At 40.1% G+C, this 11,655-nt stretch carries 12 protein-coding genes and 1 pseudogene; 1 reads left to right on the forward strand and 12 read right to left on the reverse strand.

Features of this window, described 5'->3' with window-relative positions; all coding sequences use genetic code 11:
* Positions 1–69: 69 nt before the first annotated feature.
* From MAQA_RS05760 to MAQA_RS05775, 3 genes are all read right to left on the reverse strand, one after another.
* Positions 70–279, reverse strand: a complete 210-nt coding sequence (locus MAQA_RS05760) for a DUF5808 domain-containing protein (protein WP_420911935.1) — start codon at positions 277–279, stop codon at positions 70–72.
* Positions 280–689: 410 nt separating this feature from the next.
* Positions 690–1,139: a hypothetical protein gene (locus tag MAQA_RS05770; protein ID WP_036072127.1), complete on the reverse strand. Its 450-nt coding sequence runs from the start codon at positions 1,137–1,139 to the stop codon at positions 690–692.
* Positions 1,136–1,540, reverse strand: coding sequence for a GntR family transcriptional regulator (locus MAQA_RS05775; protein WP_036072129.1), 405 nt, complete (start codon positions 1,538–1,540; stop codon positions 1,136–1,138). The genes MAQA_RS05770 and MAQA_RS05775 overlap by 4 nt, the downstream gene beginning before the upstream one ends.
* A 121-nt stretch (positions 1,541–1,661) precedes the next feature.
* Here MAQA_RS05775 and MAQA_RS05780 point away from each other — a divergent pair, with 121 nt between their 5' ends.
* The gene (locus tag MAQA_RS05780) at positions 1,662–2,840 is read left to right on the forward strand and encodes an AI-2E family transporter (protein ID WP_052008489.1); all 1,179 of its coding nucleotides are present in this window, start codon (positions 1,662–1,664) and stop codon (positions 2,838–2,840) included.
* Between the two features lie 26 nt (positions 2,841–2,866).
* Here the strand turns inward: MAQA_RS05780 and MAQA_RS05785 are convergent, their stop codons facing one another.
* The 9 genes and pseudogenes from MAQA_RS05785 to MAQA_RS14545 all read right to left on the reverse strand — a co-directional run.
* The gene (locus MAQA_RS05785) at positions 2,867–3,541 is read right to left on the reverse strand and encodes a histidine phosphatase family protein (protein WP_036072131.1); all 675 of its coding nucleotides are present in this window, start codon (positions 3,539–3,541) and stop codon (positions 2,867–2,869) included.
* A gap of 63 nt (positions 3,542–3,604) precedes the next feature.
* Positions 3,605–4,954, reverse strand: coding sequence for a glutathione-disulfide reductase (gorA, locus tag MAQA_RS05790; protein WP_036072133.1), 1,350 nt, complete (start codon positions 4,952–4,954; stop codon positions 3,605–3,607).
* Between the two features lie 104 nt (positions 4,955–5,058).
* A complete protein-coding gene (gene yjeM / locus MAQA_RS05795; protein ID WP_036072135.1) occupies positions 5,059–6,558 on the reverse strand; it encodes a glutamate/gamma-aminobutyrate family transporter YjeM in 1,500 nt (499 codons plus the stop codon).
* Positions 6,559–6,783: 225 nt separating this feature from the next.
* A complete protein-coding gene (locus tag MAQA_RS05800; protein ID WP_036072137.1) occupies positions 6,784–7,290 on the reverse strand; it encodes a dual specificity protein phosphatase family protein in 507 nt (168 codons plus the stop codon).
* Between the two features lie 59 nt (positions 7,291–7,349).
* The gene (locus MAQA_RS05805; RefSeq protein WP_036072139.1) at positions 7,350–8,447 is read right to left on the reverse strand and encodes an FtsW/RodA/SpoVE family cell cycle protein; all 1,098 of its coding nucleotides are present in this window, start codon (positions 8,445–8,447) and stop codon (positions 7,350–7,352) included.
* 187 nt (positions 8,448–8,634) lie between these two features.
* Positions 8,635–9,708 (reverse strand): Glu/Leu/Phe/Val dehydrogenase dimerization domain-containing protein, encoded by a 1,074-nt coding sequence (locus MAQA_RS05810; protein WP_036072142.1) that lies wholly within the window; start codon positions 9,706–9,708, stop codon positions 8,635–8,637.
* A 285-nt stretch (positions 9,709–9,993) separates the two neighbouring features.
* On the reverse strand, positions 9,994–10,287 hold the full coding sequence (locus MAQA_RS05815; RefSeq protein ID WP_241463112.1) for an OsmC family protein: 294 nt from the start codon (positions 10,285–10,287) through the stop codon (positions 9,994–9,996).
* 120 nt (positions 10,288–10,407) lie between these two features.
* Positions 10,408–11,205, reverse strand: a complete 798-nt coding sequence (locus MAQA_RS05820; RefSeq protein WP_036072144.1) for a DUF2653 family protein — start codon at positions 11,203–11,205, stop codon at positions 10,408–10,410.
* Positions 11,206–11,405: 200 nt separating this feature from the next.
* A pseudogene (locus MAQA_RS14545) lies at positions 11,406–11,655 on the reverse strand (hypothetical protein); the annotation flags it as partial.

The raw sequence follows: 11,655 nt of genomic DNA on the forward strand, positions 1-11,655 counted from the left end.
TGTTCCCTTCCTTTTGTCGATTCTACCTGTATTTTACCTTGTTCGTAAGATCTTTCACAATCAAAAACCTTAAGAAAAGAAAAATTGCTTGATTCCTGCTAAAGCGAGCACGACAAATAAAATAATCCAGACGATCGGCCGTCCTAAATTAACCGTCCAGCCAATTCCAAACCTTTTTTCGACAAATAAAGCCGAATCTGAACGATTGAAATAAAATATCCCTAGTTTCCAGTAGTGATCATCTTTTTGTACAATTTTCCGCTCGCGCCGGATTCCCATCACTTTAAGTCGGCTCCCACCTTGACCAATAAAAAAAAGTCATCCATAAAAGGCAAACAGGAAGAAGGAGCCACAGCAATCTCGATATCACTTGCACGGCTGACGAGCTCCAGTCTAATAAGAAGGAGCCCTGTAAAAATCCGAAAAACAAAACGGTTAAAAGGCCTGCTCCGAACATAACCTTGCTACAAAGACGTCTAGACCGTTTCATACGTTCTAGTGAGATCTCGGGGTCATCTTGGTCAATGATTCGTTTACTTTTTTGAATCGTAGCATGGAGTCCGAGAAAAGTGAGGATTGCCAAAAGTTGGGAACCTAGCCATATTGAGGCACTAAATGGCGTTTTTGCTTTTTCAGTTTCAAAAATACCGTTTAACTTCCAGTAGGCAGGGAGCTTTGCAGGCGCTTGTTCATAAAATATGACTGTCAAAAAAAAGCGTCAGTAAAAAGAACAAAAATGGAATCAAATAATACCATCCTGAGATAACCCATTTATGCTGACTTCCAGATGCTTCCACAATAACCATAGCTTGTTCCTGCAAATTTCCTTCCGCAATCTGTTGTTTTTTAAAGGTTTTAGTTCGGAAATGATAAACTAAATATATGCCAAAACTACAAGCTATATAAAAAAGTAGCAAACTGGAAAACCATGAAAAAATGAAACTAACTAGAAATAGGCCTATGGCTAGAAATCCCATTAAGAAAGCATACTGCCTTTTCCATTTAAGAATTTGCTTTGACCCACTTAATTTTGTTCCCACATTGATCCCAAAACTTTCCGAACTTCTTGTTACAAAAGGGACTGAACTTAAGATTGCAGCTAGTAAACCTAAGCTAAAAGTAAAAGTTAAGAAACTCATCTTGCCTCTTTCCCTTGTTTATCTGCTTGGAGCTCGTGGTAAAGCAATTTACATTCTTGCATAAATGACTGTTCGGAAACAGAACGGGCGATCGCTTCGGCGACTATCGGACGCAATTTCTGGTTTAACGCATGCAAATAAGTAGCATCTGCTGCCTGAACCCCCTCTAAAGGGATGGATACGCCTTGCTTGCGATGAATTTCAATAAGTCCTTCTCGTGCAAGGAGCTGATAGGCTTTATTCACGGTATGGAAATTAATGCCAATGTCTGCTGCAAGACTTCGTACGGATGGAAGTTTTTCACCAGGAGAAAACTCACCTTTTGCAATTCCTTCAATAACCTGGTTGCGAATTTGCATATAAATCGGTTCTTCTGCTTCTAAGTTAATTTGAAGTAACATCGCATAACACCTTCTTTCTTGTTATAACAAACATATAACAGTTTGAAAAAGAAGTCAATTTGAAATAGCCAAACCCCTTAAATCATGCTAAACTAGAATAAAAATGGGAAGGGAGAATGGAATGAAAAATTCACGTTTTCGTGAGAGTAAACTGTTCTTTTGGACAATCGAAATTCTGGCAATTGTAGCAATCGTCTTTTTACTCTTACAAATGAAATACATATTCTCACCAATTGGGGTGATTATTTCAACATTATTCTTGCCAATCTTAGTTTCTGGGTTCTTGTTTTACATGTTTAATCCGCTTGTCGAATTTCTTGAAAAGCGAAAAGTTCCACGTGTGCTTGGCATTATTTTAATTTTTATTGTGTTTATCGTTTTATTCACACTTGCAGTTATTCAAATGGGGCCCGTGCTTGCAAACCAAATCGCTTCTCTTGCAAAGGCGCTACCAGGTTACTGGACAGACTTTGAAAAATGGTTTAACGCGCTTGTCAAAGAGTCACCGTTTAAAAATCTGGACATTCAAGGGGAACTAAGTAAAGCTAATATTTCCATCCCTAAAATCATGAATATCGTCTTAGATGGTGTTTCAACGGGAATTGGTGCTGTAGCAAGCTTTATTACAAGCTTCGTGATGGTGCTTGTCACGGTTCCATTTATTTTGCTTTATATGTTTAAAGATGGGCATCGTTTCATGGATTCGGTTGAAAAGTTTTTCCCGAAATTCATCCGTCCAGATGCTAAAAAAATCATTCAAGAAATGAACAAAACGCTTTCAACTTATATCAGTTCACAAGCTCTTGATTGTTTAATCGTTGGGATTTTAACATTTATCGGCTATTTAATCATCGGACAGCCTTACGGACTTTTGTTTGCTTTTATCGCCGGAGCAACGAACATTATTCCTTATTTAGGGCCAGTTATCGGTGCTGCACCTGCTGTGTTAGTGGCGCTGTTCACTTCGCCTCTTCAGGCATTGCTTGTGATTATCGTAGTTGTGATCGTGCAACAGTTAGATGGAAACGTCATGCAGCCCCTAATTATGGGACGTTCGCTCAAGATTCACCCGTTAACAATTATTGTGATTTTGCTTGTGGCAGGAAATCTAGCGGGTTTACTGGGAATGGTGCTCGGCGTACCGCTTTACGCGGTCGTAAAAACCATCATTGTCAATGTTGTTAAACTCATTCAGCTACGGCGTGATGGAAAAAAACACCTAGGTGATGACAATGATGATGGTGATACCAGTTCAAGTCAACCTGCTGATGCTTCACCAGAAACCGAATCAAGCAAATAAAAAAGTAGGGCAACTGCCCTACTTTTTTATTCTGCCGTAAAATGTGAAATATCATTTAATCGCTCTACTTTAAACAGTCCTTTTTCATAAACAAGAACGGTTACACTTGCATTGTCGAGAACGAAACTTTCCGTAATGGACGGTTCAAGTTCATGTACAATGTTTCGAATGGTATTCCCGTGTGCGACAATCAAAATATTACCACCTGTATCACGATGCCGATTGATCACATGTAAAAAGCCTTGCTCAACACGCGTCCAAAACGTCATAAAATCTTCTGCATCACCTGTTGGATCCGCTTTTTTTGTGGCATTCATCATGCCCCTCACATCTTCATGCGCAAAAAAATCTTCCTGTGAAGCATACCCATTCGCCCGCGCAATTTCATTCCAAGCTACATCACTTTTCTCGCCTTCAAACGATCCAAAAAAAGTTTCACGAAATTCTTTGCGTGGTTCAAGTTGAAGTCCAAAGCCGTGTTTGTTTTCATGGAGTAAAATTTCTGCTGTAGCAATCGTCCGGTGTAAATCACTGCTGTAAGCCGCCACAAATTCCGTATCCGAAAGACCACGTCCGCTTTCTCGAACCTTGTTACTTCCTTCTGGCGTTAGTGGCGTATCTGCCCAGCCTTGCATCCTCAAATTCTTATTTAAATACGTTTGACCGTGTCTCACAAAATAAAGAGCTAACTTTTCTGGCATAATATCCCTCCTTCATTTTTCTTTCTATATATTCATTCTTCCCTCTGCATAAAGGAATAAACGCTAGCGCATCGTCACAAATTCTTCTGCGCTTGTTGGATGGATTGCAACTGTGTTATCAAAGTCCGCTTTTGTTGCGCCCATTTTAATAGCAACTGCAAAACCTTGTAGCAACTCATCCATCCCTGTTCCGATTCCGTGTAAGCCAACGATTCGTTCATTTTCGCCTTCGCAAATAAGCTTCATTCGTGACGACTCACGGTGTTCTGTTATGACCGTATACATCGAGGTAAAAGAAGATTGATAAACTTTGATATCTTTTTCCCCGTATTTCTGAATCGCTTCTGGTTCAGTAAGACCAATTGTGCCAATGGGTGGATGGCTGAATACAACCGTTGGAATCAAGTCATAATCAAGATGCTCATCAAGTTTACCATTAAAGAGTCGTTCAGAAAGTCTTCTTCCAGCTGCAATCGCAACGGGGGTTAATTCCACATGGCCAGTTACATCGCCAATGGCATATATACCTGGAACATTTGTGTTTTGGTATTTATCCACTTCGATGAATCCAGATTCCGTAAGCTTAACCCCAGTGTTTTCAAGCGCTAGTGTGTCTGTAACGGGTTTCCGTCCAATCGCCCAAATAACTTTATCAACGGTTTGTGTTCGTCCGTCTTCTAGTACAAGCGTCAAACTGCCATCTTCATTTTTCACAATTTCTTTTGGAACTGCGTGCGTATGAAGTTTAGGACCATTTTTTTCCATTAGTTCCACAAGTGTTTCTGAAATCATCGGATCAAACGAACGAAGAGGAGCATGTTTTCTCACAAAAAGATGGGTTTCCGTTCCAAAAGCATTTAAAATGCCAGCAAGTTCAACAGCGATGTAACCTGCACCGACAACAGCAACACGTTTTGGCAATTCTTTCATTGCGAAAAAGCCATTAGAATCGATGCCATATTCAGCACCTTTGACATCTGGGATCGCTGGTTTTCCGCCAGTCGCAATTAAAATGTGATCAGCTGTATAACGCTCCCCGTTTACTTCAATCGTTTTAGCATCTACAAAGTGAGCATACCCTCGAAGAACATCTACGTGATTGCTATCAAGCCCTTGTTTGTAAAGGCCATGCAAACGATCAATATATTTTTCACGATTTGAAACTAGAGTTCCAAAATCAAACGAGACTTCCCCTGTTAAGCCATAAGCGGGACCTAGTTTTTCCATGCCTTCTTTAATATCTGCCCCGTACCACATTACTTTTTTAGGTACACAGCCTACATTCACACAAGTTCCACCAAGATGAACTGGTTCCACAAGTGCGACTTTTTTTCCGTACATGCCAGCTCGGTTGGAAGAAGCAATTCCCCCGCTTCCGCCACCAATGGCAATATAATCATAATGCTTACTCATTGTAAAATCCTCCAATCAAAGCCTCTCATAGTTTAAGTTTACTAGAAATCCAAAAAAAACGAGAAGGAAAAAGCCTCCAAGCATGAGCTTGGAGGCTTTTTCCTTTATTTCGCGCGACGTTTGCGCAAATCATAATTCTCATAAATTAGAATAGCAAGAATCGAGAATACGACAGGTCCTGCGATCATCCAAATGGTATCATTCCAATTCCCAGTTGTAATGACTGGTTGGATGATCGTAAATACGTTCGCAAAGCCAACTACGACTGCGATAATAGCTGTGATCAGATAGGCACTCCACTTCGTCTTATAAGCGACGAATGGTCGTTCAAGGCCTTCCCGATTTTTAAAGAATGGGAAAGCGAACGATAAGAATAAATAAGGAAGCGTCATCGAGACATTCGCCATCAGTGTCAGTTTATTGTAGAAGGCAGAGGCATTGCTTCCGCCAAAAGAAGCGATCAAAATAATGACAACAACGATAAGACACTGGATCCACATTGCAAACTCTGGCATTCCTGCCTTGTTGATCTTAGTCATTCGTTTTGGCCAAAGTTCTTTCGGTGTTCCTTGAATAATTGACTTAAGTGGTGAATAGATCAATGTGAAAAATGCACCTGTATAAGCAAGGAACATAGAGAGCCCCGTGACTCGCGCAAAAACAGAGGCAATGGTTTGTGCCGTTTCAGTAGAAGCGTGAAAGGCATTTCCGAGCTCAAGTCCTAGGTTATACATCAACACATAGGTGATGTTTCCAAGGTTAGTGGTTTCACCAGCAAGTACTTTCATCCAGTTTGTACTCACACCCCACATTAGAATTCCAATCGCATAACCGACCGAAATAACGACAGCCGCGATCATGATTCCTTTTGGAAAAGTCTTTTTCGGATTTTTGGTTTGGTCAACGAGTCCTGCAACAGCTTCTGTTCCCCCGTATGCAAAAATCGCAAATACACAGAAACTCAAAATGGAAATTGGACTCAAGTAGTTTGGATTCGGTGAAACAAGAAAATCTTTTACGCCGTCAATATTTTGTTGGAACGCTCCACCATTTAAAACAAGAATGATTGCACTAACAAGAATTAAAACAACATTGAGCCCCATAACGGCAAAGCCACCGATGGTTGTAACTTTCGTAATTTGTCGAAGACCTTTTGATGCAAAGAAAGTCACAACAACCATCCAAAGGACACCTAAAATACCGATCGTTTGTGTTGGAGTAAGCGACAGGATCGTCCATTCCTGTGTTTTGTCCGTTCCAAAAAGGAAGGTTGAAAACGGAATCCACACCTTGGAAGCAATTCCTACCATCCAAATAATATACGAAGTGAACCACATGAAAGTGACGATAAACGCATAACGCGGTCCGACACTGTCATTCATCCATGAATAGATGCCGCCTTGTTCTTTCCGATAAGCGGAACCATATTCAGCCATCATAAGCGCAAATGGGATAAAGAACAGCACAGCGGCTGCGATGTACCATGGAATTGCGCTATAACCCATCAAATAAAAGCCAACTGGCCCATTCGCAAAGCCAAATACGGAAGTGAAGATCATTAAGATTAGGCTAAATAACCCCATTTTTTTAACTTCATTTGTCATAAACTCATTCCTCATTTCAAGAGTAGTTATTCTCTCTTATTTTAACTTGTAAACTACTTTGGACGATTTTCCCCCACGTCATTATACCACCAAAAATCCAAAATCCTTTTTAAAAGAACAATCTTAATAGCACGCAAACTCAGATATGCGCGATTTATCTAAAAACAGTATTTTTTTACAAAAAAAGAAAAAACCCCCCAAAATAAATTTGGAGGTTTTTTTTTATTAAATTTCTGGCAAATATTTTTCCCCACGCATAATAGCAAGAATCCGCGGATTGGGCAAATAACGTTTAATTTCTCTTAGCTTCTGCAAGGTATCTTTGTCATGATAGTGTTCCGCAATTCCCATTGCAACGGCACTACTCCGACTGATTCCCGCATTGCAATGAACCACAATTTGACCATGATCTGGATTCTTGTCAATAAAATCGTAAATGATTTCAGCATGTCTTTCATTAAACAGCTTCATTTCTTCTTTTTCTATCTGACTGAGTCCCCAGTAGTCATCTGCTTCATTAATATCATTAAAATGAATTTCAAGAATGTCTTGATAAAGTTCAGAGTGTTTGAGTTTTGTAAAGTCTTTTCCCCGGTCTGCAATTCGAATGAGTAAGGCTTGCTCTGTTTTCGGCTCAAAAGATACTGCAATCACTTCGGGCATAGCAATAATTGGCAGTTCAAATGGATCAAAATCAATTGCTCGTTTTTCTTTATTAATATAATTCGCCATACGTGCAAAATCCCTTTCTTGAACTCTCTTCTTCATTTTAACACATCCGATTAGATTGTCTAATTGGAAGAAAAGCTTTGTGCAGATTCCTTTTCATACCGGCTTATGGCAAGCAGGATGCCGATCGCGATGAAATTTCCAAGCACAGAAGAGCCCCCGTAGCTTATGAAAGGAAGTGGAATACCTGTAAGCGGCATTAATCCGATGGTCATGGCAATATTTTCAAATATGTTAAAGGCAAAGTAGACGGCAAAGCCTGTATAGGCATACACAGAAAACGAATTTTTGGCGTCTAGTGCTAACCGGATTAAGACTTGGATAAGGAGCAAGAATATGAAGAGTAGGACACTCACACCGATAAATCCAAATTGATTGGCAATCGTGCTAAAGATCATATCGGTATGACTTTCCGGGATATAAATTTGGCTCGACCGGCCAATTATTCCGCCTGACCCTACAGCGATCATGGAAAGTCCTACTTGATAAGAAGCGCTTGGGTCACTTGATGGATCTATCCAGCTTAGGATTCTTGCAAATTGATAGGGTTCAATCCCTACTAATTGCAGCCATTCAAGATGATAAAAAATAACATAAAATATCGCACTAAAAATTGTAAAAGCGCTCAGAAGCAAAGCAAAAATCCATTTTCTTGAGGCATTCGCAATGAGTAGTATGGCGAAGAAAGTAACAAAATACACGATCGCACTTCCTAGATCGGGTTCGCGAAAAATGAAGAATAAAATAGGGACAGCCGTCACTATAAGCGCAAGAATCTGCTTGGCTGGTTTTTTCTCGTATCGTACGGCTACGGCGGCAAGCGCCAAAATAAAGAAACTTTTGAGAATTTCTGTTGGTTGGAAGGAAAAACCGAGTAATTTGTACCAGCGGCGTGCTCCGTTCGTTTCAGTCGTAAATCGCAAGCCCAGCAGGAGGAGAATAAAAAGCAGATAAATCAGCCACAGCCATTTTCGAATGGATGGAAGCTTCCATTTGGACAGGACAAAGCAAACAAGGCTTGATACGGCAAAAAACAGAATTTGTTGTAGAAGAAAATTAGTGGTGTATTGACTGGTTTGTTCTGCGAAATAAATAGCCACACAGCTTGTGACACTTAGAAAAAATAAAAGTTGGAGTAATAATTTTTGATTGGTTGTCAAAGGCTCACGCTTCCTCTCAGGTTCATTTTCGTGTTGTTAAGCGTATTTCCTCTTTACTTTAGCATAGCTACTATAGCTTTCTCAATACTCTTTAGAAAAATTTAGATTTTTCTTGATTTTTTAGCCTTTACCTTTAACTAAAAAGAACAAGCGCTAATGATTGGCGCTTGTTCTTTTTATCTTCAATTTATGAGCGCGCGAAGAAGGTGCTATGTACTTGCTTCATGGTTGCAATCCGCTTTTCAGCCATGTGATCTGCTGCTTCTGCCGGAATAATTCCTTCGCGGGCTGAGATTTCATAGACTTTACCGATTTGCTCATAAATTTCATCGATTTTTTGTTTGGCGCGTTCTGCATTATAAGTGTTTAGCTCATCCGCCACATTGATAACTCCACCTGCATTCACAATGTAATCAGGCGCATATAAAATTCCACGTTCATGAAGCATTTCCCCGTGACGTTTAATGTCTAATAATTGGTTATTGGCACTGCCACAAACAGCTTTTACTTTAAGTTGCGGAATTGTATCATCATTTAAAATCCCACCAAGTGCGCACGGTGCAAAAATATCAGCCTCTACTTGATAAATTTCATCGGGCTCGACTGCTGTTGCCTGAAATTTCTCGACCGCCCGTTCCACCGCTTCTTGGTTAATGTCCGTCACAACAAGCTCTGCCCCTTCTTGAAACAACATCTCGCAAAGAGCAAATGCCACGTTCCCAACACCCTGGACTGCTACCTTTTTCCCTACCAAGGAATCGCTTCCAAAAACTTCTTTCGCTGTCCGTTTCATTGAAGCATAGATTCCACGTGCTGTTAGCGGACTTGGGTTTCCAGATGAACCAAAACTTTCTGAAACCCCTGTTACGTGTTTCGTTTCTTCGTGCATATAGTCCATATCTTGAACAGTTGTCCCCACGTCTTCAGCAATAATATAACGACCATTCAAACTTTCTACGTATCTTCCGAGTGCGCGAAACAAGGCTTCACTTTTATCTTTTTTCGGATCTCCAATGATGACTGTTTTTCCTCCCCCTAGATTAAGTCCAGCAGCTGAATTTTTGTACGTCATGCCGCGCGCTAACCGTAAAACATCTTCAAGAGCCTCTTCTTCTGTCGCATATGGCCACATTCGACATCCGCCAAGCGCTGGACCAAGCGTTGTATCATGAATGGCAATGATGGCTTTTAGTCCAGAAGCCTCATCCTGACAAAAAACGACTTGCTCATAATCATACTTTTCCATTTTCTCAAATAACATCTAAAACTACCCCCTTCATTATTGAAAAACATATGGTCATCACTATCTACCTTCATTATACGTATTTTGAAAACGCTGTAAAAGTTTTTGTATTATTTAAGTCGAATTTCATACTTTTAGGCTAAATGAAAAACTTTTAGACTATTTTTATGTATGCGCTTTCAAGTTAAAAAGGACTTTTGATTTAGATGTTAGGTCATGGTTTTAGTGAATATTTAAAAATTTTGGAAGGCGGAACGATCTAAAAAAGAAGATGCACAGCATTCATCTGTACATCTTCTTCTCTTACTCACCCGAAACAAATTTCACTTGCTCGGTGATTTGAACTTCTGGATTTAGGCTTTGAACAACGGGACAACCTTTTTTAACAAGCTTCAAGCCTTTCTCCGCTTGTTCATGATGCTCCTTTGCCACTGCAAGTTGAAAACGAATATGGATAGACTGGATCACATGGACGGGTGCATCCAAATTTTGCGTGTAATCCACCTCTATTTCCATGTTCTCATAAGGGATGCGTTTTTTCTTCAAAATTTTAGCGTAAACATAGCCACTACATGCAGCCGCTGCTGCCACAGTCATTTGAATAGGTGAAAAGCCACTTTCTTTTTTTTAGTTTCCAGTTCCCAGCTTCATGAAAAAGCTCGATCGTGTCTTCTTGCTTTTCTAAATGCATCCATCAGCCCTTCCTTTCAAGAATTATTATTCGGTTACAACTGCGTAAATACCATCTTGTTCTGAGTATTCTAGCGTTAGTCCCATATTCGGGTTCATATGCGCAAAGTGTTCCGCCCAGTAGCGGATCGCTTGAATGAGCGAAAAGTGATCGAGTGATTGAATCACTTGATCGTTTTTTATAACATCCGCTCCAAAACCAATTTTATCATCATAAGTTAAAGCAACTTGAACATCATCTAGTGACATGCCTTTTTCATTCGTAAAGAAAGCAATAACTGCATTGGAAATATTTCCTTCGTCTAAGATTTGTTCATGCGCTGTTGCTTCTGTTCCAGCTTGAATAGTTTCATGTCGCGTCTCATTTTTAAAAGCACCTTGATGCGTACTTTGCGCAGCCGGTTCAGTTCCGTGATTTTTTCTCCGCTGGAAGAAAAACATGATCAGACGAATCACAAGGAAAATCGCCAAAATATTGATAATCAAACCAAAAATGTTACCAAATACTCCCATATTGCTCAGAAGACCTCCAAAAAGCAGACCAGCAAGCCCACCAAGCATTAAACCACCAAGTAATCCACGACCATTGAAGAAGCTATTTTTCCCTTTTCCCATCATATTCTTATTCATTTGTGAACGGTTAACATTAGAACGATTGATTCCGTTGTTATTCGATTTAAAAGAACGGACCGGTGAACGGTAGCCTCTCGCATCTGCTTCTTTTACTTGTTCATATTTAGTCGGTAATACCATGTTTGAAATGGTTCCCCCAACCGGACTGAATACTAATCCTGCAGCAAGTAAGATTGAAATAAATTTTTTCACAATTTTCCTCCTTTATCTTGATACAAAAAGACCTCACGAAAGAAACGTAAGGTCTTGCAAACAATTTTCAAATTGCTAACTGCGCCGGAGAAAAATCTCGTATTGACGACACAGCTATTTCTGCTACTCCCCTTAAGCGGGTCAGTTTGTATGATTTTTACACTTTCACTATACTATAAATGATGCCTATCATGCAAGTACTACTTCTTACGCAGAGCTACTGGCTTATCAAGAACTTCCTTCATAACCATCGCACGCTTTAAATCAAGACCCTGTAGCGTCTTCTCAGCTTGTTTTCTAGCTTGCGGATTAGTTGCGACAGTAACAGGGGCAGGATGCGCTTTCTGGAGCCGCTTTGCCTCTTCACGATAAACCTCTCGTGTCTTTTGGCCTTGGTTCAATCTTTTTGAAGTTTTTGATTGCCGTTTTGTTTTGGTTTTTGACTGCCCC

The sequence above is a fragment of the Listeria aquatica FSL S10-1188 genome (assembly GCF_000525795.1).
GTDB lineage: Bacteria > Bacillota > Bacilli > Lactobacillales > Listeriaceae > Listeria > Listeria aquatica.